Below are 24,542 nucleotides of genomic sequence, written 5' to 3'. Positions count from 1 at the left end.
GTCGATGCCCAGCCACTCCCCCGCGCTGCTGACGGTGCGCGACGCCGCCGAACGGCTTGGCGTCACGCCCCGCACGCTCAAATATTACGAGGAACGCGGCCTCGTCACGCCCACGCGTAGCGAGGGTCGATACCGTCTTTATGACGAACAGGATCTCGAACAGTTCGGCCGCATTTTGCGGCTGCGCGCGCTCGGCTTTTCGCTGCACGGCATTACCGAAATGCTCAAAAGGCCACTGGAAACCGTGGGCGAAGGGCGTCGCCGCTACTCGCAGGAATCGCTGCAGCAGATCGCCGACGCGCTCGAACAGCAGATCGGCACGCTCGACGCTCGCATCACGGATGTGCGCCGCGAACTCAAGGAGGCGCAGACCGTGCGCGCCGAACTCGCGCACGACCTCGACTATCTGAAACGCCGCCTGGCGGGCGAGCCGTCGGACGCGCTGATCGACGAGCGCCTCGCCGCGACGCGGCGGCGCAAGCAGGCCGCGCAAGCGCACGACAGCCTGACGCACGCGGACGCCACGCTCGACGCGCCTGCCAATGCCCATAGCGGCAATCACGCGCGTAGCAAATCGGGCGCCGCGCGCAAGGCGAAATCCGCGCAAAGCCGCAGCGGGGACGACGGAGGCGACCCAGCATGAGCACCGCCCCCACGCCTTCCCGCGCCCCGCTATTGAGCGCCGCCCGACTGCGCGGCGACTTCTTCCCGTGGGTACTCGCCCTCGCGACCGGCCTCGATTACTACGACAACGCCATCTTTTCCTTTTTCACGAGCTATATCGCAGGCGGCATCAACGCCTCGCCCGATGAACTCGTGTGGTCATCCAGCGCCTATGCGGTGGGCGCGGTGCTCGGCATCCTTCAGCAGCAATGGTGGGTCGAACGCGTCGGCTATCGGCGTTACGTAGCGGGGAGTCTGCTGTTCTACTCGGCAGGCGCAATCGCTGCGGCGCTGTGTGAATCGTCGATCGAACTGGCTTTCGCACGCGGCTTCCAGGGTTACTGCATCGGCCCGATGATGGGCACCTGCCGCATCCTCATCCAGATCTGTTTCACGCCGCAGCAGCGCCCCGTGGCGACGCGCGCATTCCTTATCCTCATCGTTCTGTCGAGCGCGCTCGCCCCGCTCGCGGGCGGCCTGCTGGTGTCGCATTTCGACTGGCGCGCGCTGTTCGCGTTTTCTGCGCCGGCTGGCGTCGTCTATGCCGTGCTGGCTCTGCTCGCCTTGCCCGATTCCGGCCATGTGCTGCCCGAGGAACGCGGCGGCACGCATTTCTGGCCCTACATCATCTTTGCGTTCGCGCAGGCGGCATTGCAGATCGCCATGCAGCAGGTGCGTTTCGAGCTCTTCAGCAACTCGCCCGGCATTCTCTTGCTCACCGTCGCCGGCATGGCGGCGCTCGCGTGGTTTGCGTGGCATCAATGGCATCACCCGAAGCCGCTCATGCGTCTGCATGCACTACGCGAAAAGCCGTTTCGCGTCGGATTGCTGCTCTACATGCTCTATTACTATCTGACGACGGCACTCAGCTACCTGGTGTCGCGTCTGCTGGAAGGCGGCCTGAATTACCCGGTCGAGAACGCCGGGCGCCTCACCGGCGTCACGTCGCTCATTTCCGCGACCGCGCTGTTCTTCTATTTCCGCTATTCGAAATACGTCACACACAAGAAGTGGATCATCGTGCCGGGTTTCGTGCTCGCCGCCTTCATCTCGTTCTGGATGACGCGCCTCACGCCCGACACCAGCCAAAGCTGGCTCATCTTTCCGCTGCTGCTGCGCGGCCTGCTGCTGCTCTTCATCGTGCTGCCCGTGGCCAACCTGACGTTCCGCATCTTCGCCATCGAAGAATTCACGCACGGTTACCGCCTGAAAAATGTCGTGCGTCAATTGACGATGTCATTCGCGACGGCCACGGTTATCATCCTCGAGCAACACCGGCTGGCGCTGCATCAGACCCGGCTGGTGGAATTCGTGAACCCGCTCAACCCGATCTTCCAGAACACGTACGCGACGCTCGTGCATGCCTTCGAAGGGCTCGGCCGCGCGCCTGGCGAAGCGCAGGGACTCGCCCTCGCGCAAATGAGCCGGATGGTCGCGCAGCAAGCCAGTTTCCTGAGTTCGCTCGACGGGTTCTATTTTCTGATCGGCGTGGCCATCGTTGGCGGGGTGTTCGCCGCGTGGCAAAAGCAGATCGACTGAACGACTGAATAACGTAGCCCGATGCTTTCGAAACTGACGAACTGGTTCGATGCGCGCCGCCGCGAAAAAGCGCTGCGCACCTACGCCATCGACGACACGCTCTGGCAGGCCACGCTCGCCGGGCTGCCATTCCTCGCGCACCTCGACGCCGCCGATCTCACGCGTCTGCGCGAACTGACCAGCCTCTTTCTTGCGCAGAAGGAGTTCACCACCGCGCACGAACTGGAACTGACCGACCAGATCGCGGTGGCCATTGCGGTGCAGGCGTCGTTGCCGGTGCTCAATCTTTCGCTCGATCTTTACAAGGGCTGGGTTGGCGTGACGGTGTATCCCGGCGAATTCGTCATTCGCAAGACCGTCGAAGACGAAGACGGCGTGGTCCATGAGGTTGAGCACGACGCCAGCGGCGAGGCCTGGGAAGGCGGCCCCGTGCTGCTGTCCTGGGAAGACGCGCAGATGACCGATGGCAGCGACGCCTACAACGTCGTCATCCACGAATTCGCTCACAAGATCGACATGCTCAACGGCGAGGCCGACGGCCATCCGCCCCTTTTTCGCCGCTGGCACGCGCCACTTGATGCGCAGGCGTGGGCCGATGTCTTCGACAACGCGTACGACCAGTTCTGCGACAAGGTGGACGCGGTGCCGGAGCGCCGCTGGGCGCGTTTCGAGCGCGACTCGCTGATCGATCCCTATGCCGCCGATCATCCGTCCGAATTTTTTGCCGTGTGCAGCGAGGCGCTCTTCGTCAAGCCGCAGGCGTTCGAGGCCGAATATCCCGAGCTCTATCGGCTGCTCGCGCGCTATTACCGCCAGGACCCCGCGCGCGTGGGCGCGCTGGCGGCTTCGGGCACGTGATTGCAGCGCTCGAAAAATCGCCAACCGGCTGATTTTCTGGCATAATCGCCGTTTTTCGACCTTGGGCAAGTGGCTCGCGCCTGAATCCTGAAAGATTCAGGCAAGGGGTGCCGGTACTGCATAGGGCAGCCGGACTCGCGGGTTGGCTACCGCCAGATTTGAGGATTTATCATGAAAGAAGGCATTCACCCGGATTACCGCGAAGTCCTGTTCATCGACGTTTCGAACGATTTCAAGTTCGTGACCCGTTCGGTGATCCAGACGCGCGAAACCGCAGAATTCAACGGCAAGACCTACCCGCTCGCAAAGATCGAAGTCTCGTCGGAATCGCACCCGTTCTACACGGGCACGCAGAAGATCATGGACACGGCCGGCCGCGTCGAAAAGTTCAACAAGAAGTTCGGCGCACGCGCCACGGGCAAGGCAACGAAGTAATTCGTTGCACCGGCTTCGCGCCGGTCCCCGCTGCTTCCGTTGGAAGCACAGTAAAAAAGGGCAGCGTACGCTGCCCTTTTTTATTGCCCGCTGACTGCGTTCCCCTGCGCTTCATTGCGCTCGCATCGAAGCTCCGGTAAGACTCGGTCGCACCTGCGCCATGACGCTTGCAGGCGCGCCCGGCTAGAATGCCGGATGCTCCTGACCGGACGCAGACGCGTCCATCGCGACGCTTTGTTATCTTGAAGCTGCCTGGACGTCGTCCAACCCGGTCCGCCTACCCGATTCTTTCGTACTGCATGAAGCCTGCCATTCGCCTGACCGCCTCCGCCACCAGCGCCCTGCCGCGCTGGCTGCTGCTGACCATCACCATCGTCTTCGCTTCGTTCGGCCTGTTTGGCCGCGATCCGTGGAAGAACGAGGATGCGGCGGGTTTCGGCGTGATGTGGACGATGGCCGGCGGCACCTCGCACGACTGGCTGCTGCCGAATCTCGTCGGCAAATATGTGACCGAGAATGGCCCGCTGGGCTACTGGCTCGGTGCGCTGTGCATCCGCATCTTTGCGCCGTGGGTGGACGCGAGCAATGCCTCGCGTGTCGCCACGGGTCTGCTGTTCTGTTTCGCCTGCGCGTTCGTGTGGTACAGCGCCTATCTGCTGGGCCGCCGCGCCGAAGTGCAGCCCTTCAAGTATGCGTTCGGCGGCGAGCCCGAGCCGCGCGACTACGGCCGCACGCTGGCCGACGGCGCCCTGCTCATTCTGCTGGCCTGCTTCGGCCTCGCCGAGCGCGGTCACGAAACCACGCCGCAGCTGATGCAGTTCCTCGGCATTGCGATGCTGGTCTACGGCCTGGTGCGCGCCATCGACAAACCCATCCAGGGTGCGATCTGGTGGGGCCTGGCGTTGGGCGTGGTGATGCTGTCGAGCGGTCCGGTGCTGGTGGGCGCGCTGCTCGTCGGCACGCTGGTGATGCTCGCTGTCGCGCCCGAAACGCGCTCGCGCTGGCTGCTGGTGGCCGGCCTCCCCGTGGCGATCGTGGTCGCCTTCTCGTGGCCGCTAATCGCGCTGCACGCGTATCCGGATGACGCCGTCTGGTTCATCAACCAGTGGGCGCGCACCAACGTCAACGCATTCGCAGGGCCGCCGGGCTCGGTGCTGCGCTACGCGGCCAAGAACCTGCCGCTCTTCACGTGGCCGGCATGGCCGCTCGCGATCTGGGCGTGGGTGAGCTGGGCCGGTCTGCGCCGCGCGCCGCACATCGCGATTCCGCTTTCGGTGATCGTGCCGCTGCTGGTCCTCGTGGTGGTGCAAAGCCACGAAACCAATCGCCTCTTCATGCTGGTGCTGCCCGCGCTGTCGGTGCTCGCGACTTTCGCGCTGCCCACGCTCAAGCGCGAGGCGATCAACGCGATCGACTGGTTCGCCGTGCTGAGCTTCACGATTCTCGGCACCTTCGTGTGGCTGGTGTGGCTGGCGGGCATGACGGGCTTCCCTGCGCCGCTCGCGCGCAACCTCGCGCGTCTCGTGCCGGGCTTCGCGCCGCAGTTCAAGATTCTCTCCTTCGTTTGCGCCGTGGGTGTGACGCTGTGCTGGATGGCGCTGGTGCAATGGCGCGTGGCGCGTCATCCGAAGGTGCTGTGGCGCAGCGTCGTGCTGTCGAGCGGCGGCACCACGCTGATGTGGGTGCTGCTGATGACGCTGTGGCTGCCGGTCGTCAACTACAGCCGTACCTATAAGGACGTCGCGCAACAGATTTCGGCGCACCTGCCCGCCGACTATCAGTGCATTTCGCCGGTGCGTCTGGGCGATGCGCAGATCGCGACCTTCGCCTACTTCGGCAAGATGCACTTCTCGTTCGACGAGGACTGCGACGTGATCCTGCGTCAGGACACCCAGGACTACGGCGAACCCAGCTCGATGTCGAACTTCGTCTGGAAGCTGGTCTGGGAAGGCCGCCGCGCCGCCGACCGCGACGAACGCTTCCGCCTCTACGTGCGCATCGACCGCCCGCAGCCGCCGCTCAAGAAGCACGTGTGGCGCAAGCGCCCCGATTGATGCGAGCGAGGTTGCTGTGACCACGACTCTCCTTGGCGACGTCCGGCGCATCGCCGGCCTTGCGTGGCCGGTGCTGGTCGGGCAGCTCGCGATCATCGCGTTCGGCGTAATCGACACGGCGATGGTGGGCCGCTATTCGGCGCTCGACCTCGCCGCGCTTGGCCTTGGCTCGTCGATCTATGTCTCGGTGTATATCGGCCTCACGGGCATTCTTTCGGCGCTTCAGCCGGTTGCCGCGCAACTCTATGGCGCGCGCAAGGACGCCGAGATCGGCGAGGAAGTGCGCCAGGCCTTCTGGCTCGCGCTCGTGCTGATGGTGATCGGCTTCGTCATCCTCTATTTCCCCGGCCCGCCGCTCGACCTCGCACGCGCGCCCGAAGCGCTGCGCGATCGCACCATCGGCTATCTGCGGCTGCTGTCGTTCGGGCTGCCGGCGAGCCTCGCGTTCCGCATCTATAGCTCGCTGTCGAACGCGGTTGGACGCCCGCGCCTCGTGATGTTCCTGCAGGTGGGCGCGCTCGCGATCAAGGTGCCGCTCAATACGTGGCTGATTTTCGGCGGCCTGGGCGTGCCCGCGCTGGGCGGCCCCGGCTGCGCGCTGGCCAGCACGTCGATCAACTGGGCGCTGGCGCTGTGCGCGGCTGTCACGTTCACCCGCATCGACGTGTTCGCGCCATTCGAGATCTTCAAGCACTTCTGCTGGCCGGTCTGGAAGCGTCAGGTGGAACTGCTCAAGCTCGGCATTCCGATGGGGCTGTCCTATCTCATCGAGGTGACGTCCTACACCTTCATGGCGATCTTCATCGCGCGACTGGGCACGACGACGCTCGCAGGCCATCAGATCGCCGGGAATATGGGCGCGGTGCTGTATATGACGCCGCTGTCGATTGGCGTGGCGACATCGACGCTGGTGGCGCAGGCGCTGGGCGGCAACCGCCCCGCCGAGGCCCGCACGCTCGCGCGGCACGGCGTGATGACGGCGGTGGCGATCGCATGCTGCTATGGCGCGATCGTGTTCGTGCTGCGTCCGCTCATCATCGGCGGCTATACGCCCGATCCGGCGGTGGCGGTGGCTGCCATGCCGCTGGTGGCGATTGTGACCGTCTATCACGTGTTCGACGCGCTGCAGATCACCACGGCGTTCGCGCTGCGCGCCTACAAGGTCGCCGTGGTGCCGACGGTCATCTATGCCATCGCCCTCTGGGGCGTGGGCCTGGGCGGCGGCTATGCACTCGGCTTCGACGTATTAGGCGGCCTGCCCGCCTGGGCGACCGGCGCACGCGGTTTCTGGATCGCCAATGCGGCGAGTCTCGTGATCGCCGGTGCGGGTCTGGTCGTCTACCTGTCGCGGGTCAGCACGCGATACTTGCGCAGCGAAGTTTGACGGTCAGGGCGCGCGTTGTGCGCGCCCTGATTTAGAGAAAAAGTCACGCTTGGCGGTTAGTTGCAAACTCGAGCGGATACGATCACCCCACCTTAAGCGCCGCCTCCGCTGTCTGCGCCGCATGATACGAAGACCGCACCAGCGGCCCCGCCACGACCTCGCGAAACCCCATCCGCAAGCCCGCCTCGCGCAGCGCCGCAAACTCGTCCGGATGCAGATAGCGCCGCACCGGCAGGTGATAGCGCGAAGGCGCAAGGTACTGCCCGATGGTCAGCACTTCCACGCCGTGCTCGCGCAGATCGCCCATCGTCGCCCGTAACTCCGGATCGGTTTCGCCGAGTCCCACCATCAGCCCCGACTTCGTGACCAGCGCCGCGTGCGCTTCCTTCGCACGCGTCAGCAGATCGAGCGAGCCGCGATAATCCGCGCCCGGCCGTGCCGCACGATAGAGCGACGGCACGGTCTCGATGTTGTGGTTGAACACATCGGGCCACGCGGCCGACAGCGCGTCGAGCGCCCGCCCAATACGACCACGGAAGTCCGGCGTCAGAATCTCCACGCCGATGCCGGGCACGCGCGCCCGCACCTGCTCGATACACTGCGCGAAATGCGCCGCGCCGCCGTCACGCAGATCGTCGCGATCCACCGACGTAATCACGACATGACGCAAACCCAGCGCCGCGACCGCCGTCGCCAGATGCGCGGGCTCATCGGCGTCGAGCGGCGCGGGCCGTCCGTGCGCGACGTCGCAGAACGGACAGCGCCGCGTGCACAGCCCACCCATGATCATGAACGTGGCCGTGCGCTGCGCAAAACATTCGCCAATGTTTGGGCACATCGCCTCCTCACAGACCGAATGCAGCCGATGTTCGCGCAGCACCGCGGCCACTTCCGCAACCGTGGCGCTCATCATCGGACGCGCGCGCAGCCACGGCGGCTTCGGCAACGCCTCGCCCGAAGCCGCGGGCACGATCTTCACCGGAATACGCGCGAGCTTGTCGCGGCTGCGCAGGCCGTGCTGGCCAAGCGCGGTGTCGCCGGGCAACGTCGCTTCAGACACGGCCTCGCTCATCGTCAGCCTCCCGACTCGAAGAAGGCCTTGAGCAGCCGGTTGACTTCGGCGGCCGCCTCCATCTGCACCATGTGCCCCTTGCCCGCGATCACCTCCACGCTCACCGTGGGCGCGAGGCCCTGCGCATGCTTCGACGGGATGATCTGATCCGTCTCGCCCCAGATCACGAGCACGCTCGGCGCAAGCGTCGATAGCCTGTCGCGGAACACGCGCCGTTGCGCCCCGCCCTCGAACGCCTGCGCCGAAATCTTGCGCAACGCGTCCTGCACGCCTTCGAGCCGCTTGTACTTCACGAGGTCTTCGACGAGCTGACGCGTCACCAGCGCGGGATCGGCAAACAGCTTCGTCACATGCGGCTTCAGCGCATTGCGATTGGCCGCCGTCACGAAGCCCTCGATATACGCGCCGTCGATCTCATCGCCGAGCCCCGCGCTCGCAATCAACGCGAGCGAGGCGACGCGCGCAGGCGCTTTTTCAGCGACGGCCATCGCCACCGCGCCGCCCAGCGAATGCCCGACCAGATGCGCGCGCCCGATCTCCTGCGCATCGAGAAACGCGATCACGCTCTGCGCCAGTTCATCGATCGCACCGGTTTCCACGGCTTTCCCCGACTCGCCATGTCCCGGCAGATCGAGCGCCCAGACTGTGCGCCCGGCCGCCAGATCGGCGTGATTGAACAGCCAGTTGTTGAGGTCGCCGCCAAAGCCGTGAATCAGCACGACGGGCGTACCGCTGCCCTCGCCCAACTTCAGCCAGCGCACCGTGCGCCCGCCGATCTGCGCTTTCTCCGGCTGCGGCCCCGCGTCCGCGTCGCCTGCTTTGGCGGGCACGAAATCGCGCTGGAACTCGCTCACGGCGGCGTCGATTTCGGCATCCGGCGTTTCTGCGTCCGCGACCACACCCAGCAGCGCGCCGACCGGCAGCGTGTCGCCCTCCTGCGCGATCTGCCGCCGCAAGATCCCATCGAATGCGCACTCCACGCCCGACGCGATCTTGTCCGATTCGACGTCGAGCAATTCCTCGCCCTTCGTGACCTTGTCGCCCGTCGACTTGAGCCAGCCGTTCACCTGGCCCTGCTCCATCGACAGGCCCCATTTGGGCATCGTGATCATATTGATCGGCATAACGTCAGCTCCTTGCGGCGCGCGCCGCTGCGGCGATCTGTTCCGCCGAGGGGATGTAGAGATCTTCGAGCGAAGCCGCAAACGGCACGGGCGTATGCGGCGCGGTCACCATGCCGACGGGCGCCTTGAGATCGCGAAACGCCTTGCTCGCCACCAGCGCGGCAATATCCGTGGCGATCGAGCAGCGCGGATTGGCTTCGTCGACCACCACGATGCGGCCGGTGCGCTGCACGCTTTCGAGAATGGTGTCCTCGTCGAGCGGCGAAGTCGTGCGCAGGTCGATCACATCGGCTTCAATGCCGTCTTTGGCGAGCTTTTGCGCGGCGTCGAGCGCGTAATGCACCATACGGCCATACGTGACGATGGTGACGTCATCGCCGTCGCGCACGATGTTCGCTTCGCCGAAGGGAATCGAATACGACTCTTCCGGCACATCGCCTTCCATCGTGTAGAGCAGCTTGTGCTCGCAAAAGATGACGGGGTCGTTGTCGCGAATCGCCTCGATCATGAGTCCCTTCGCATCGTAAGGCGTGGCCGGACACACGACCTTGAGGCCGGGAATATGCGTGAACAGCGACGTGAGCATCTGCGAATGCTGGGCCGCCGCGCGCAGGCCCGCGCCACACATCGTGCGGATCACGACGGGCGTGACCGCCTTGCCGCCAAACATATAGCGGAATTTCGCGGCCTGATTGAAGATCTGGTCGAAGCACACGCCCATGAAGTCGATGAACATCAGTTCCGCCACCGGGCGCATGCCGCATGCCGCCGCGCCCACGGCCGCGCCGATAAAACCGCCTTCCGAGAGCGGCGTATCGAGCACCCGTCCCGGGAATTTGCCGTACAGCCCCTTCGTTACGCCGAGCACGCCGCCCCATGCGTCCTGCTCGCCGGGCGCGCCTGCGCCGCCCGCGTTGTCCTCGCCCATCACGATCACGCTGTCGTCGCGGGCCATTTCCTGGGCAAGCGCTTCATTGATCGCCTGCGAATAAGTGATTTTCCGTGCCATTTTCGTCTCCTTGATCTGGAATCCTGATGATTAATCCTGTCGACCAGGCTGCAATGGGTTCAGGGATATGACACGTACACGTCTGTGAGCAGCGCTTCGGGCGATGGCAACGGCGCGGCCTTCGCCTTGGCGACGGCATCGTCGATCAGCGCCTGGACTTCGGCGTCGACCTTGCGCAGATCGTCGGTACTCGCGAGTTCCGCGCGCACCACGCGCTCTTCGAAGCGCTTGAGGCAGTCCTTTTCCTCGCGCAGTTTCTGCACTTCGCCGGGCGCGCGATAGGTCTGCGCATCGCCTTCGAAATGGCCGAAATAGCGCGACAACTTCATTTCGACCAGCGTCGGGCCACCGCCGCTGCGCGCGCGTGCAATCGCTTCGCCCAGCGCTTCATGCACGGCGAAAAAGTCGAAGCCATCGACGATCACGCCCGGCATGCCGAAACCGTTGGCGCGGTCGGCGATGTTGTCGGCGGCAACCGACCAGGTGGATGAGGTCGCTTCCGCGTAGCCATTGTTTTCGGCCACGAAAATCACCGGTAAACGCCACACCGAAGCCAGATTCATCGACTCGAAAATCACGCCTTGATTCGACGCGCCATCGCCGAAAAAGCACACGCCCACGCCGCCGGTTTTCTTGTGCTTGGCCGCGAGCGCCGCGCCGCAGGTAAGCGGCCCACCCGCGCCGACAATGCCGTTCGCGCCCAGCATGCCCTTGGCGAGATCGGCGATATGCATCGAGCCGCCCTTGCCCCGGCATGAACCGGTGGCGCGGCCGTAGATTTCGGCCATCATCTCGCGCACGTCCACGCCCTTGGCGATGCAATGGCCGTGGCCGCGGTGCGTGGTGGCGACGTAATCGCTGTCGTTCAAATGGCTCATGACGCCGACCGCCGACGCCTCTTCGCCCGCGTAAAGGTGGACGAAACCGGGGATTTCGCCGGTCGCGAATTCGGTGTGCAAGCGCTCCTCGAATTCGCGGATCGTGCGCATCGAGCGATACGCGCTCAGCAACTGCTCCTTGTTCAACTGGCCTGACATGGCTGTCTCCTGTCGATATTCCTGTCGATGAAACACTGTGTATGCCTGCTGCACTGCGACCGGCCTCAAAGGTGGAGCGGAAGCCGGATTTTTGAATTGGGATCAGCCATCGCGCATCAGCTGATGTGAAGCCGCGTAACGCAGCACGCGCGCGACATCGACGGTCAGCGGGCCCTGCCAGTCGAGCGAGACTTCGTAGCGGTCGCCGCGCGCGGGTTCGATTTCGCGCTCGCCGTCGAAAGCGAGCGTGCCGTGGCCCGCATCGAGCGGCAGCGCCATGCCGACTTCGAGCCGCTGGCAGGTGCGCATCGTCACGCGCTCGATACGCCCCGGCGCAATCGGCGCGATCAGCGGCACGCCTTCTTGCGTGGGCGTTGCGCCGGGCGCGAACGTCATATGCAGGCCGTGCGCGGCGTCGCGGCCCACTGGCGCCCACGCCCCGCCGATCGCCGCGAGACCAATGCCGTCGGCCGGCGCGAAGGCCAGAAACAACGATTCGATATCCGAACTATCCGAGATCGCCCGCGCGCCGATGAACGGCTGGCGCGACACGCAGATATCGACCAGCGCGATGTCTTCGCGGCCTTGGCTCGGGCCTTCGACGCAGCGCGCCACCAGTCGCTTGTTGCGCGCCAGCGCGGTTTCCGCGGGCACCGCGCCAGTGGCGACGAGCGCGCCCGCAAGGCCCGCGACCGTGGCCTCGCGCAGTTCGGGGAACGCGTTATTGGTGCCGGTGGAGAGCGCGATCAACGGCGTCTTACCGCAATGGGCGGCGACGGCGCGATGGGTGCCGTCGCCGCCGAGCACCGCGATCAGCGAGACGTTTTCGCGGACCATGTGGGCGACGCCCGTATGCGTATCGGCGACGCTCTCGCTCACCGGCAGATCGACGAATTCAACCGCCGGCCAGCGCCCGCGCGGCTCGACGGCGGCGTGCGTTTCCAGTGCGCGCAGCACCAGCGCGGCCACGCCTGTGCGATCGCACAGCGTCAGCACGCGCTCCACGCCCAGCGCGCCGAGACCGGCCAGCAGGCGCACGACCATGTTGGCCTTTTCCGCCGTCGGGAATACGGATGCATGCGTGGTGAGGCGGCGAATATCGCGACCCGATGCCGGGTTCGCGATCACGCCTACGGTCACGGGCGTAGTCACGAGCGTTGTCTCCTGTCCACGCGTCGCGATGCGCGCACGGACTTGTGATGGCGGCGCGCGCTCCAGTCATGCAGCGATTTCGCGCCTTGATTGCCAGCTTTCTCTGCAAGCGTTATGCCAATCGTGCGAAAACAGCGGCAGCGATCCGCTCAACGCTTTGGCGACGGGGGTTTGCGGGAATCTGTAAGAGCCGCCCTCGGGCGCTCAATGCGCGTAGCGTCGTCTCACGCGAGCGTCCAGCGCTCGTCGCCCATGAAGACAATCACCACGCGTGCGAGAGCCGATCGCTTGAAAGCCCCGCTACAAGGGCCTTCCAGACGCTCACGCGACGTCTCACGCACGCAGCGAGACGCCCTGAGACGATCGTCTCAAGCGTCTCGCTTGCTGCGCTGCGGTGTGATCGCGCGCGGCGAATGTGCTACAAAAGATCGCGCCGCCCGCTCGCTGCGCCCTGTCTGGAACCGCTGGATACCCCCGATCCGCCTGGAACCGCTCATGCCCTACGCTCTTGCGCCCACCCGGCACGCCGAACGCGTACGCGGCGCCGTCGAAGGCCGGCTGCCCGCGCCGTCCGATTCGCCGCGCCTTGTGTCGTCGTGGCAGCGCTCGTTCGAGCGCTATCAACTCGATCCCAGCTCGGTGATCGGCCCGCGCGTACTGAGCGCCGCCGAACTGCGCGAGATCCGCGATCGCGAAGAAGCCTTCCTGCGCGCTTCGGGTCAATGCCTCACGCGCCTGCACGAAACCGTGCGCGACGCCGACTACTGCGTGATGCTCACCGACGCGCACGGCGTCACCATCGATTCACGCATCGACCGCGAACGGCGCAACGACTTCAAGCACGCGGGGCTTTACGTGGGGTCGTGCTGGTCGGAAAGCGAGGAAGGCACCTGTGGCATCGCGAGCGTGCTGACCGATCTCGCGCCGATCACGGTGCACAAGACCGATCACTTTCGCGCGGCGTTCACAACGCTCACCTGTAGCGCGGCGCCAATCTTCGCGCCGGGCGGCGAGCTGATCGGCGTGCTCGATGCGTCGGCCGTGCAGTCGCCCGACAACCGCGACAGCCAGCGCATCGTCAACCAGCTGGTGCGCCAGAGCGCCACGCTGATCGAAGACGGCTACTTTCTGCATCGCACCTCGGCGTGCTGGATTCTGTTCGGGCATCAGAACCGCAATTACGTCGAGGCGCAGCCCGAACTGCTGATCGCCTTCGACGAAAACGGCAATGTGATGGCCGCGAACCGCCGCGCGCGCGAATGCATCGCGGGCCTCGATGCGCCCCGCCATATCGACGAGATTTTCGATTCCTCGCACGTGCAGCTGCGCGATATCGGCCGTATCGAAGCCATTGCGGCGCTGCGCCTGCGCGCCAGCGGCGCAATGCTTTACGCGCGCATCCGTGCGCCGCTCGGACGCGTTGCGTCGCCCGGCCTGCATGGCGCGACGCCGCTGCGCGATGCGCGCACGTCGCAGCACGACGACGCGCATGAACACAGCGCGCTCGGCCCGTTTTTGCGCAGCGCCGATGCGCGTGTCGCCGATATCGCCCGCATCGCCCAGCGCGTGGTGGGCAAGCGTCTGCCGGTGCTGCTGCTCGGCGAAACGGGCGCGGGCAAGGAAGTGTTTGCGCGCGCGATTCACGACGCCGGGCCGCGCCGCAACCGGCCATTTGTGGCGGTGAATTGCGGCGCGCTGCCCGAATCGCTGATCGAGAGCGAACTGTTCGGCTATGCGCCAGGGGCGTTCACGGGCGCGCGACGTCATGGCGCACGCGGCAAGATCGCCATGGCCGATGGCGGCACGCTGTTTCTCGACGAAATCGGCGACATGCCGCTCGCGCTGCAAACGCGCCTCCTGCGCGTGCTCGCCGAAGGCGAAGTGCTGCCGCTGGGCGGCGAAGCGCCCACGCGCGTGGACCTCGACGTGATCTGCGCGACGCACCGCGATCTCGCGCGCATGGCGGCAAACGGCGAGTTTCGCGACGATCTGTACTACCGACTGTGCGGCGCGGTGCTGACCTTGCCGCCGCTGCGGGAGCGGCGCGATATCGCCACGCTGATCGACACCGTATTCGCCGAGGAAGCACAGGCGTCGGGCCGTCCGCTCGCGCTCGATGCGGATCTGGCGGCGCGCCTCGCGACCTTCGCGTGGCCCGGCAATCTGCGCCAGTTACGCAATGCCATGCGGTACGCATGCGCCGTGTGCGACACCGTGCGTGTGGAAGCGCGGCACTTGAGCGCCGATCTCGCCGCGCAACTGCCGCCGCCTTCGCATGGCGAGGCGCGTCCGGGCGCCACACGCGCTATGGAAAACGAAGCCGACGAACGCGCGCGCATTCTCGCCGCGCTCACGGCGCATCGCTGGCGTCCCAACGCGGCGGCGGCAGCGCTAGGCATCTCGCGCGCGACGCTCTACCGGCGCGTGGCGAAGCTCGGCATCGTCGGGCCGCATCGCAGCTGATCGACTTCAACGCATACCACCAACGCACCACGCTGGCGCATGCAGGTGCGCCGCTGCCGCAGCCATGCCGCCGCAGGAATGCACAGAAGTATTAAATATTGTGCGGCGTGATTGTGTTGCCACGAAACCGTGGGTATAAATCGACCGCTTCCCGTCCACGGATACGTCAACTGTCCTATTCTTGTAGCGCAGCACCCACCAACGACTGGATGCGTCGTCCGTTCCCGGCTAACCGAAAATCAACGAAATGCCCTCAATGGAGTGATTGCCATGCTCAAGAAGTTGCTGATGCTGTTCCTCGCGATTGGGTTCTCGCTGTCCGCCGCGCTCGCCGTAGCCGGTGTCGAAGTCAACAGCGCCGATGAAACCGCGCTCGAATCCGTCAAGGGCATCGGCCCGGTCCACGCCAAGGCGATCATCGACGAGCGCAGCAAAAACGGCCCGTTCAAGGACGCCGACGATCTCGTGAACCGCGTCAAGGGCATCGGTCCGAAGTCGGTGCAGAATCTGGAGGCTGCGGGGCTGACGATAAATGGTTCGTCCGCGCCGCCGGCGGGCAAGCCGGCCGCATCGGCGAAGAGCAGCAAGAGCACGGCCGCCGCCACGGGCACCGCGCCGAATCCCGCAGCGCCTGCTACAACGACCGCGCAAACGCCCGCAGCCACGACCGCGCCGCAAGCCGCTTCGGACGCGAAGGCAGGCAAGTCGAAGCGCAAGAGCAAGAAGGACGCCGCCGCCAGCGCCGCCGAAGCAGGCAGCGCACCGGCGCCCGGCGCCGCCTCGGCACCCGCTACGGCTTCGGACGCCAAGGCCAAAAAGGGCAAGAAGTCGAAGAAGAGCAAGGCCGCTTCGGATGCGGCCGCTTCGGGCGCCTGATCGGGTCGCTGAGACCCGCCTGATTCCATCACTTTTGCGGCGCGCACGAAACATCTCGCGCCGCCTCACTCACCGGCCGCGGCCCCCGCCACGGCCATTTTTCAGAGAGATTTGTCATGAGCCTGCTTGATACCCTCGGTTCCATCCTCGGTTCGTCGCAACAGCAGCAAGGCGGCGGTCAGGCCCAACTCATCGGGCTGGCGATGGAATTCATCAACAACCAGCCGGGCGGCCTGAGCGGCCTGCTGCAGAAGTTCCAGCAAGGCGGTCTGGGCGACGTCGCGCAATCGTGGATCAGCAACGGCGAAAACCAGTCGGTGTCGCCCGATCAGCTGCATAACGTGCTGGGTTCGGACGTCGTGTCGGGTCTCGCGCAGAAGGTCGGCATGGAGCCGAGCCAGGTGACGGGTCTGCTCGCCCAGGTGCTGCCGCATATCGTCAATGCCGGCACGCCGAACGGCGAAGTGCCGCAAGGCGGCCAGATCAACACCGAAAGCGTGCTGGGCACGCTCGGCGGCCTGGCCTCGCTGTTTGGCGGCACCAAGCAGGCTTGAATGCTGGCTTAGTAGCAGCATAAGCGCCGCAAGCGCCATAAAAAAGGCTCCCCATCTGGGGAGCCTTTCGCGTTTACCGCGCATGAAAAGCGCTTAGTGCACGACGCGTTCGAACACCAGCTTGCCGTCCTGCACATCGACCGGAATCACGTCCTTCGGCCCGAACTTGCCCGCGAGGATCAGCTTGGCGACCGGATTCTCGATCTCCTGCTGGATCGCACGCTTGAGCGGCCGCGCGCCGAACAGCGGGTCGTAGCCGACATCCGCGATCTTGCCGAGCGCTTCGTCCGACACCACCAGTTCCATGTCGAGCTTTTCCAGACGCTCGCGCAGACGCTGCAACTGGATCTTCGCGATCGATTCGATGTTCTGCTTGCCGAGCGCATGGAACACGACGACTTCGTCGATCCGGTTAAGGAACTCAGGGCGGAACTGCAGCTTCACTTCATTCCATACCGCGTCCTTGATCGCTTCCTGCGGCTCGCCCGCCATCGACTGGATCAGATGCGAACCGAGGTTCGACGTCATCACGATCACCGTGTTCTTGAAGTCGACGGTGCGGCCCTGGCCATCGGTCATGCGGCCGTCGTCGAGCACCTGCAGCAGCACGTTGAAGACGTCAGGGTGAGCCTTTTCGACTTCGTCGAGCAGGATCACGCTATACGGCTTGCGGCGCACGGCTTCGGTCAGATAACCGCCCTCTTCGTAACCGACGTAGCCCGGCGGCGCGCCAATCAGACGCGCGACGCTGTGCTTCTCCATGAACTCGCTCATGTCGATGCGGATGAGATGATCCTCCGAATCGAACAGGAAGCCCGCGAGCGCCTTGCACAGTTCGGTCTTGCCCACGCCCGTCGGGCCGAGGAACAGGAACGAGCCATACGGCTTGTTCGGATCCGCAAGACCGGCGCGCGAGCGGCGGATCGCATCGGCGACCGCGACGATCGCCTCGTCCTGACCGACCACGCGCTCATGCAGCTTGTCTTCGATCAGCAGCAGCTTTTCGCGCTCGCCCTGCATCATGCGCGAGACCGGAATACCCGTCGAACGCGACACGACTTCCGCGATTTCCTCCGCGCCCACTTGCGTGCGCAGCAGACGATGGCGCGTGGGGTTGCTCTGCTCGCTGGCTTCCGCCTGTGCAACCTGCCTGAGTTGCGCTTCGAGCTGCGGCAGCTTGCCGTACTGCAGTTCCGCGACCTTTTCGAGCTTGCCGTCGCGCTGGAACTTCGTGATCTCGGCGCGCACGCGGTCGATCTCTTCCTTGATCTGCGCGCTGCCCTGCACGGCCGCTTTTTCCGCCGTCCAGATTTCTTCGAGGTCCTTATATTCCAGGCTCAGACGATCGATTTCTTCCTCGATCAGCTGCAGACGCTTCTGCGACGCTTCGTCCTTTTCCTTCTTGACGGCTTCGCGCTCGATCTTCAGCTGAATGAGACGACGGTCGAGCTTGTCCATCTCTTCGGGCTTCGAATCGATTTCCATCTTGATCTTCGAGGCGGCCTCGTCGATCAGGTCGATGGCCTTGTCCGGCAGGAAACGATCCGTGATGTACCGATGCGACAGTTCCGCCGCCGCGACAATCGCCGGGTCAGTGATTTCGACGCCGTGGTGCAGTTCGTACTTTTCCTGCAGACCGCGCAGGATCGCGATGGTCGCCTCGACCGACGGTTCATCGACGAGCACCTTCTGGAAGCGGCGCTCCAGCGCAGCGTCTTTCTCGATGTACTTGCGATATTCGTCGAGCGTGGTCGCGCCGATGCAGTGCAGCTCGCCGCGCGAGAGCGCCGGCTTGAGCATGTTGCCCGCATCCATCGCGCCTTCGGCCTTGCCCGCGCCCACCATCGTATGGATTTCGTCGATGAAAACGATGGTCTGGCCTTCGTCCTTGGCGATGTCACTGAGCACGCTCTTCAGGCGCTCTTCGAACTCGCCGCGATACTTCGCGCCCGCAAGCAGCGCCGCCATGTCGAGCGACAGCACGCGCTTGCCCTTGAGCGTTTCCGGCACTTCGCCGTTGACGATGCGCTGCGCGAGACCTTCGACGATGGCCGTCTTGCCCACGCCCGGCTCGCCGATCAGCACCGGATTGTTCTTGGTGCGGCGTTGCAGGATCTGGATCGAGCGGCGGATTTCGTCGTCGCGGCCAATCACGGGATCGAGCTTGCCGGCGCGGGCGCGCTCGGTCAGATCGACCGTGTACTTCTTGAGCGCTTCGCGCTGGCTTTCGGCGTCCTGGCTATGCACCTGGGCGCCGCCGCGCACGGCCACAATCGCCGATTCGAGCGCCTTGCGCGTCAAGCCGTTCTTGCGCGCGATCTGGCCTGCGTCGCCCTTGTCGTCGGCGACCGCCAGCAGGAACATCTCGCTGGCGATATAGGTGTCGTTGAGCTTTTGCGCTTCCTTGTCGGCCTGATTGAGCAGGCCCGTGAGTTCGCGCCCGACCTGCACGTTGCCGTCGGTGCCCTGCACCTGCGGCAGACGGTTGATGGCGTCGTTCAGCGAATTCTGCAGCGCCTGAACCTGCACGCCGGCACGCGACATCAGCGAGCGCGCGGAACCGTCCTGTTGCGCGACGAGCGCCGCCAGCAGGTGAACCGGTTCGATGTATTGATTATCGTGGCCGACAGCGAGGCTTTGCGCGTCGGCGAGTGCTTCCTGGAACTTGGTGGTGAGTTTGTCGATTCTCATTTAAAGCGAGACCTCCACAGTATTCTTGACTGTCACCAAATTTAAGGGGTCCTGCGCCATTTTCAAGCGCCGATCGCGTCATTTTTTCCGATTTTTACGACAGGCGTGTGCAGCGCCGCCAGCCGCCGCGACAGACGGTCGCTGCGGGCTTGAGATAAGCGAGAGGTAAAGGCGCGGCTGCGCGTGGACTCAATGCTCGCGCGATGGAGCGCGCGGCGCAACGGTTGCGGCGGGGTTTGCGGCGGGGTTTGCGGCGGAGTTGGCCACGGACTTGGCCATATTCGGCACGAACTCGATCGGCGCCAGACCCAGCAGGCCGCTGAGGCCGCTTGCCGGTTGCGCAATCTCGCCGATGGTGTGACGGTCGAGTTCGGCGAGGAAGGCATCGCGCGCCGCCGCCAGCGCGTGTTTGAGGCGGCATTGCGGCTCAATGACGCACTGCCGGCGTTCGCCCTGCTCATCCGGAAAACAGCCGACCAGCGCGAAATCGTTCTCGGTCTGGCGCACCACGGCTCCGACGCTCAGCGACGGCGAGTTCGGCGCGAGCCGCAGCCCGCCGTTGCGCCCGCGCACGGTGTCGACCCAACCCAGTTCGCCCAGACGCTGGACCACCTTCATCAGATGGTTCTTGGAGATGCCGTAGGCGTCCGAGATTTCCTGAATCGTCGCAAGGCCGTCGCGGCGCAAGGCGAGATACAGCATCACGCGCAGCGAATAGTCGGTGTAATCAGTCAGTCTCATGGGGACGGCGCTCTGGGCAGGGGTACTGAATCACTGAAGGTGGAAGCCATACATTAACATGCAAGCGGCATGCACGTTTTAGCGAGCCTGGGTATCATGATCCGCTCAGCGCTTGATCCCACGCTTGATCCCGACCCCACCCGCAGGCCCAGCCATGAATCACCCCAACGCCAGCGCCCCGTGCGCACGGCACACCGCCCCCACCGAAGACAACATCCGCGAACTCGTCTATGCGTTCTACGATCGCGTGCGCGCCGACTCCCTGCTCGGCCCGGTCTTCGACGGCGCGCTGGCCGGCCGCTGGGACGAACATCTGCCGAAGATGGTCCGGTTCTGGTCGAGCCTCGTGCTCGGCAGCAAGTCGTATCGCGGCAATGTGCAGCAGGCGCACGAACCCGTGGCCGGCGTGGAGCCGAAGCATTTCAGCCACTGGCTGTATCTCTTTCTGGATACGGTGCAGGCCCACTACGAACCCGCAGCGGCCGTGCAGTTCATGGAACCGGCATTGCGCATCGCGCAAAGCCTGCAATTGAGCCGCTTCGGCTGGGATTTCAAGATTCCGGCCGAACAGCAGGCATTGCTCGATGCGATTGCGCCGCGCCGCCATCCGGCAGGGCACGGTCACGATCTGCCCGAACGCCCTGCTGGCGAGCCGTTTCCGGCCAGAATCATCGGCCGTTCGATGGATCAGGACGAAGCCGCTTGAGTAGGACGCGCGCCACCCAGTCAGCGTGGCCGCACAAAACTGGCGGTTAGTTGCAATAGAATATCAATCCGCCCCCGTTTTATGCGCATAAGGTCAATCGCCAGACGCGCCCTCCCACCTCTCCATTCGAACTCGTTCTACAGATTCGCCTGAGGCGGATTCGTAAAATTTCTTCATCGCTCGTTGGGCTGCGCGGCGCGATGATCCCGATCCTTGCCACGCGCCGCTGTCGTGTACTGACCTGCATGGCGGCTTTTGCCCGCGCCTCTTTTCTTCTTTTCATCGCGAGATCTCGACGTGGCCGCTTTTCGCTCACTCCTCGCGCGCGGGCACGACCGCGGGCAAACCACTTCCCGGCCAGGCACGCCGACCAGCCTGCCGCTCAGGCGCAAGGCGCTTTACGGCGTTGCCGTACTGCTGGCGCTGTGCGCGACCTCGGCGTTCACGTCCGGCGCGCATGCCGCCATGTCGACGGCGTCCTCCTATGGCCCGGTGTTCACCCACGCCCCGTTTGCGGAAGACATAAGCGCGCCGGGAACACTGCCGGTGACGTCCTTCGACGCCATCTGGCCATCGTTGCATGACGTCGATGGCGTATTCGCTCAACCCTTCGCACAAAACACCGCACAGCACACCGATATTTCGCCGTTCGGCATGCGCATGCAGCCGGACGAGCACGAAGCCGCCATCGTCTGCTCGCGTCTCGCCTCGATGTGTCTGCCGCTTGCCGACCTGTACGACGAGCAATTGGCGAACGTTCCCCATGCACACCGATGGTCCGGCCATATTATCCCGCTCCCGACAAGCGATGTTGATGGTGCCGGGCTGACCGCCAGCACAATTCAGGCGTCAGCGGGCCCGATCGACACGACCTTGCGCGACGCACTCGCGCAAGCTGGTCTGCCCGCCAGCATCGCCACACAGATCACGGCACTCTTCGCGGGTCACGTGGACCCCGATGCCCCCGCGCAAGCCGGCGACGCGTTCCGTGTGATGCTGAGCTTCGCCGATGGACAGGGCACACCTCGCATCGCCTCGATTTCGCTGCTCCTGCAAGGCGAAACCTACGACGCCCTGTGGTTCACCGCGCCGGACTCCGGCCAGGGCGCCTACTACACGCTCGACGGCAAGCTGCTCGCGGGCAGGCCGTTCGCCATGCCGCTCGACTATCGGCGCGTGAGTTCGCCGTTTGGCATGCGCACGCATCCGGTCTTCGGCGAGCCGCGCTTTCATGCGGGCGTCGATCTGACCGCACCGATCGGCACACCGATTTACGCCGCCGCGGCGGGCACGCTCGAACTGGCCGCCAGCGGACGTGGCTACGGCAAGCTGGTGGTGCTGCGTCACGACGATGGCTATTCGACCCGCTATGCGCACCTTGCGTCCTGGGCGGCCGGGCTGCGATCCGGCCAGCGCGTCGAGCAAGGTCAGGTGATCGGCTATGTCGGGCGCACCGGCACGACGACCGGGCCGCACCTGCACTTCGAAGTCCGGCGCTACGACCAGCCGATCGATCCGCTCACGCTGACATCGCGCGAATTCATCGCACCGCTGACGGGTCTGGCACGCACCGCCTTCGATGCGCGTGTAGAAACGGCCCGTACGCGCCTCGCTGCGCTGCCGTCGCTGCCGCCAGCTGCGGAACGCACCGCGTCGCTCATGAAGCCGTGGCACATGGGCTAAACACGCTCACAACGCCGAGCGCGCCAGTCGTCGGCATAGCTGAAGTCGTAACGGTCCTCGCGCGGCTCGAAACCGAGCGAGCCCACGGGTTCGCCGTGGGTAGAAACGTGCAGGAAGTGGCGCATAAGCGGCGCTCCGGTCCGGCGTCGCCGGTATGCCGGGTGTCGTCAGCTTGCGGCGCTGCCCAGCCGGTCCAGAACATCGAGGGCTTGCGCGCGCGGCATCACCAGCAGGCTCAGCCCCAGCCCGTCGAGAATCAGGAAAAGCTTGCTCAGGCTTCGTCAGTGGCATTACCCGACTTCACGCCCCAGCGGGCCAGCGCCGCATCGTCGCTCGTCCGTGCGTCGACCCAGCGCGCGCCGTGTTCGGTCTCTTCCTTCTTCCAGAACGGCGCTTCGGTCTTGAGGTAGTCCATCACGAACTCGCACGAAGCAAACGCATCGCCGCGATGCTTCGAGGTGGTCGCCACCAGCACGATCTGGTCGAGCGGCGCGAGCTTGCCCACCCGATGCACCACCAGCACCTCGATGCCGGGCCAGCGCTGCTGCGCCTGCGTCACGATGGCTTCGAGCGCCTTTTCCGTCATCCCCGGATAGTGCTCGAGTTCCATCCCCGCGACACTGCTGCCGTCGTTGAGATCGCGCACGGTGCCGACAAAACAGGCCACCGCGCCAATCGCCGGATTGTGCGCGCGAAGCTGCGCGACTTCGGTCGACAGGTCGAAATCTTCGGTCTGTACGCGTACAGGCATGATCAGTTCCTCCTGGCGCGGGCCTAGCCGCCCGTGACCGGTGGGAAGAACGCCACTTCGCAGCCTTCGGTGATGCGCGTGGTGGGCTCGGTCATCACGTGGTTGCAGGCCATGCGCAGCGCGCGGCCTTCCGCCAGCATGTCGGCCCAGACGCCGCCGCGCGCGCGCAGCCAGCCGCGCACGTCGCCTACCGTTGCGATGCCATCGGGCACGGTGGCCGTTTCATCGGCGACGCCCAGGGCTTCGCGCACACTCGCAAAAAATTTCAGTTGAATCTTCATCGATAAAACCTGGGGCTCAGTGCTCAGTGATGGGTACTTAGTACAGCAGCTCGGTGAACGGGATAAAGCGCACGGTCTCACCGGCGCTGATCGCATGATTGGGCGGATTGTCGATGATGCCGTCGCCCCAGACCGTTGAGGTCAGCACCGCCGAACTCTGGTTCGAGAACAGATCGAGACCGCCAGCCGGATTGACGCGCGCACGCAGAAACTCGTTGCGGCGATCGGCCTTGTTCTGGCTGAAATCGGCGCGCAGCGACAGCGCGCGCGGGCTCACGTGCGCCACGCCCGCCAGACGCAGCAGGAACGGCCGCACGAACAGCAGGAAGGTCACGAAACTGGACACCGGATTGCCCGGCAGGCCGATGAAGAACGCCTCGCCTTGCGCACTCGCGCCCGCGACGGTCTCTTGCGGGCGGCGCACCGCGCCGAAGGCCAGCGGTTTGCCCGGCTTCATCGCGATCTGCCACATATCAATGCGGCCTTCGGCTTCCACCGCCGGTTTGACGTGATCTTCCTCGCCCACCGAGACGCCGCCCGAGGTCAGGATCAGGTCGTGCGTCGCGGCCGCGTCGCGCAGCGTCTCGCGCGTGACGTCGAGCCGGTCCGGCACGATGCCGTAGTCCGTCACTTCGCAGCCGAGATTGCGCAGCAGCCCGGTTAGCGTAAAGCGATTCGAGTTGTAGATCGCGCCGGGCTTGAGCGGCTCGCCGGGCATCGTCAGTTCGTCGCCGGTGAAGAACACCGCCACTTTGACACGACGTGTGACCGTGAGCGTCGCGCAGCCCACCGACGCCGCCAGGCCCAGCGCCGCAGGCGAAAGCCGCGTGCCGACCGGCAGGATCACCGAATCTTTCTTGATGTCCGCGCCCTGGGCCGTGATCCATTCGCCCGCCTTCGGGTTGTGCAGGATCGTCACTTCACCGTCGGCGCTTTCGGTCTGCTCCTGCATGACCACGGCGTCCGCACCCGGCGGCACCGATGCACCCGTGAAAATGCGCGCGGCCGTACCCGCTGCGAGCGGCTGCGGCGCATGGCCGGCCGGAATGCGCTGCGAAACCGGCAGGCGGCGGCCGCCTTGAGCCAGATCGGCCACGCGCACGGCGTAGCCGTCCATCGCGCTCGTATTCATGGGCGGCACGTCGAGCGGCGACACCACTTCGACCGCCAGCACGCGGTTGAGCGCGTCAAAGGTCGAGAGCGTTTCGGTCTGGGCCAGCGGTTGGGCGGCGGACAGCAGGGTCGCGAGCGCGTCCGCGGTCGAAATCATCGGCACGCGCGGAGCCGGTGCGGCGGAGGGAGTATTGGGCGTGGACATGAGTGGGGATGGTGGCGAGGCGCTTGCGCCATCGACAGTGAGGTCTGTCGTTATTGTAGCGCCGCCTCTCCCCCGACCCCTCTCCCGCAGGGAGAGGGGCGCACGAAACTCCCTCTCCCTTTGGGAGAGGGCCGGGGAGAGGGTCGGGGAG

At 65.2% G+C, this 24,542-nt stretch carries 22 protein-coding genes; 11 read left to right on the top strand and 11 right to left on the bottom strand.

All coding sequences use genetic code 11. The features are described from left to right. The first annotated feature begins 4 nt into the window (after positions 1-4). The 6 genes from F3J17_RS27160 (at position 5) to F3J17_RS27135 (ending at position 6,933) form a co-directional block, all read left to right on the top strand. Positions 5-643 (top strand): MerR family transcriptional regulator, encoded by a 639-nt coding sequence (locus F3J17_RS27160; protein WP_167066439.1) that lies wholly within the window; start codon positions 5-7, stop codon positions 641-643. Further along, positions 640-2,202, top strand: coding sequence for an MFS transporter (locus tag F3J17_RS27155; protein WP_167066436.1), 1,563 nt, complete (start codon positions 640-642; stop codon positions 2,200-2,202). Before F3J17_RS27160 ends, F3J17_RS27155 begins: the two co-directional genes overlap by 4 nt. A gap of 21 nt (positions 2,203-2,223) precedes the next feature. Beyond that, positions 2,224-3,060, top strand: coding sequence for a M90 family metallopeptidase (locus tag F3J17_RS27150; RefSeq protein WP_167066434.1), 837 nt, complete (start codon positions 2,224-2,226; stop codon positions 3,058-3,060). A gap of 171 nt (positions 3,061-3,231) precedes the next feature. Then, the gene (locus F3J17_RS27145) at positions 3,232-3,495 is read left to right on the top strand and encodes a type B 50S ribosomal protein L31 (RefSeq protein ID WP_167066431.1); all 264 of its coding nucleotides are present in this window, start codon (positions 3,232-3,234) and stop codon (positions 3,493-3,495) included. Positions 3,496-3,794: 299 nt separating this feature from the next. Beyond that, complete coding sequence (locus F3J17_RS27140) at positions 3,795-5,549, top strand: glycosyltransferase family 39 protein (RefSeq protein WP_167066428.1); 1,755 nt, start codon at positions 3,795-3,797, stop codon at positions 5,547-5,549. 16 nt (positions 5,550-5,565) lie between these two features. After that, positions 5,566-6,933, top strand: a complete 1,368-nt coding sequence (locus F3J17_RS27135; RefSeq protein WP_167066425.1) for an MATE family efflux transporter — start codon at positions 5,566-5,568, stop codon at positions 6,931-6,933. 82 nt (positions 6,934-7,015) lie between these two features. Here the strand turns inward: F3J17_RS27135 and lipA are convergent, their stop codons facing one another. From lipA to F3J17_RS27110, 5 genes are all read right to left on the bottom strand, one after another. Beyond that, positions 7,016-8,005, bottom strand: a complete 990-nt coding sequence (gene lipA, locus F3J17_RS27130) for a lipoyl synthase (protein ID WP_167066422.1) — start codon at positions 8,003-8,005, stop codon at positions 7,016-7,018. A gap of 2 nt (positions 8,006-8,007) precedes the next feature. Further along, entirely contained in the window at positions 8,008-9,129 is a 1,122-nt protein-coding gene (locus F3J17_RS27125) for an acetoin dehydrogenase dihydrolipoyllysine-residue acetyltransferase subunit (protein WP_167066419.1), read from the bottom strand. A gap of 4 nt (positions 9,130-9,133) precedes the next feature. Continuing rightward, a complete protein-coding gene (locus tag F3J17_RS27120) occupies positions 9,134-10,138 on the bottom strand; it encodes an alpha-ketoacid dehydrogenase subunit beta (protein ID WP_167066416.1) in 1,005 nt (334 codons plus the stop codon). Between the two features lie 59 nt (positions 10,139-10,197). Further along, on the bottom strand, positions 10,198-11,175 hold the full coding sequence (locus F3J17_RS27115) for a thiamine pyrophosphate-dependent dehydrogenase E1 component subunit alpha (RefSeq protein WP_167066413.1): 978 nt from the start codon (positions 11,173-11,175) through the stop codon (positions 10,198-10,200). A 102-nt stretch (positions 11,176-11,277) separates the two neighbouring features. Then, positions 11,278-12,327: an NAD(+)/NADH kinase gene (locus F3J17_RS27110; RefSeq protein ID WP_167066410.1), complete on the bottom strand. Its 1,050-nt coding sequence runs from the start codon at positions 12,325-12,327 to the stop codon at positions 11,278-11,280. Between the two features lie 495 nt (positions 12,328-12,822). On the opposite strand from F3J17_RS27110, the gene F3J17_RS27105 reads away from it, so the two are divergent. The 3 genes from F3J17_RS27105 (at position 12,823) to F3J17_RS27095 (ending at position 16,220) form a co-directional block, all read left to right on the top strand. Further along, on the top strand, positions 12,823-14,790 hold the full coding sequence (locus F3J17_RS27105; RefSeq protein WP_167066407.1) for a sigma-54-dependent Fis family transcriptional regulator: 1,968 nt from the start codon (positions 12,823-12,825) through the stop codon (positions 14,788-14,790). A gap of 270 nt (positions 14,791-15,060) precedes the next feature. Continuing rightward, a complete protein-coding gene (locus tag F3J17_RS27100; RefSeq protein ID WP_167066404.1) occupies positions 15,061-15,666 on the top strand; it encodes a helix-hairpin-helix domain-containing protein in 606 nt (201 codons plus the stop codon). A gap of 116 nt (positions 15,667-15,782) precedes the next feature. Further along, complete coding sequence (locus F3J17_RS27095) at positions 15,783-16,220, top strand: YidB family protein (RefSeq protein WP_167066401.1); 438 nt, start codon at positions 15,783-15,785, stop codon at positions 16,218-16,220. Between the two features lie 93 nt (positions 16,221-16,313). Here the strand turns inward: F3J17_RS27095 and clpB are convergent, their stop codons facing one another. Beyond that, complete coding sequence (gene clpB, locus F3J17_RS27090) at positions 16,314-18,911, bottom strand: ATP-dependent chaperone ClpB (RefSeq protein ID WP_167066398.1); 2,598 nt, start codon at positions 18,909-18,911, stop codon at positions 16,314-16,316. Between the two features lie 189 nt (positions 18,912-19,100). After that, the gene (locus F3J17_RS27085; RefSeq protein ID WP_167066395.1) at positions 19,101-19,652 is read right to left on the bottom strand and encodes an Rrf2 family transcriptional regulator; all 552 of its coding nucleotides are present in this window, start codon (positions 19,650-19,652) and stop codon (positions 19,101-19,103) included. 154 nt (positions 19,653-19,806) lie between these two features. On the opposite strand from F3J17_RS27085, the gene F3J17_RS27080 reads away from it, so the two are divergent. Next, on the top strand, positions 19,807-20,358 hold the full coding sequence (locus F3J17_RS27080) for a group III truncated hemoglobin (RefSeq protein ID WP_167066392.1): 552 nt from the start codon (positions 19,807-19,809) through the stop codon (positions 20,356-20,358). A gap of 297 nt (positions 20,359-20,655) precedes the next feature. Further along, positions 20,656-22,041, top strand: coding sequence for a M23 family metallopeptidase (locus F3J17_RS36630; protein ID WP_167066390.1), 1,386 nt, complete (start codon positions 20,656-20,658; stop codon positions 22,039-22,041). On the opposite strand, the gene F3J17_RS36500 is transcribed toward F3J17_RS36630, so the two are convergent. From F3J17_RS36500 to glp, 4 genes are all read right to left on the bottom strand, one after another. Continuing rightward, on the bottom strand, positions 22,038-22,166 hold the full coding sequence (locus F3J17_RS36500; RefSeq protein WP_275692928.1) for a hypothetical protein: 129 nt from the start codon (positions 22,164-22,166) through the stop codon (positions 22,038-22,040). The two genes, F3J17_RS36630 and F3J17_RS36500, sit on opposite strands and share 4 nt — an antisense overlap. 146 nt (positions 22,167-22,312) lie before the next feature. Then, positions 22,313-22,792, bottom strand: a complete 480-nt coding sequence (locus tag F3J17_RS27070; RefSeq protein ID WP_167066387.1) for a molybdenum cofactor biosynthesis protein MoaE — start codon at positions 22,790-22,792, stop codon at positions 22,313-22,315. 23 nt (positions 22,793-22,815) lie between these two features. Beyond that, positions 22,816-23,073, bottom strand: a complete 258-nt coding sequence (gene moaD / locus F3J17_RS27065; protein WP_167066385.1) for a molybdopterin converting factor subunit 1 — start codon at positions 23,071-23,073, stop codon at positions 22,816-22,818. Positions 23,074-23,110: 37 nt separating this feature from the next. Next, positions 23,111-24,391 carry a gephyrin-like molybdotransferase Glp gene (gene glp / locus F3J17_RS27060; protein ID WP_205194980.1) on the bottom strand — a complete coding sequence of 427 codons (1,281 nt, stop codon included), beginning with the start codon at positions 24,389-24,391 and terminating at the stop codon, positions 23,111-23,113. Positions 24,392-24,542: the final 151 nt, after the last annotated feature.

This window comes from Burkholderia sp. Ax-1719, from assembly GCF_011753055.1.
Classification (GTDB): Bacteria; Pseudomonadota; Gammaproteobacteria; order Burkholderiales; family Burkholderiaceae; genus Paraburkholderia.
The sequence above is the reverse complement of the archived record's forward strand: the minus strand, read 5'-3'. Positions and strand labels throughout refer to the sequence as shown.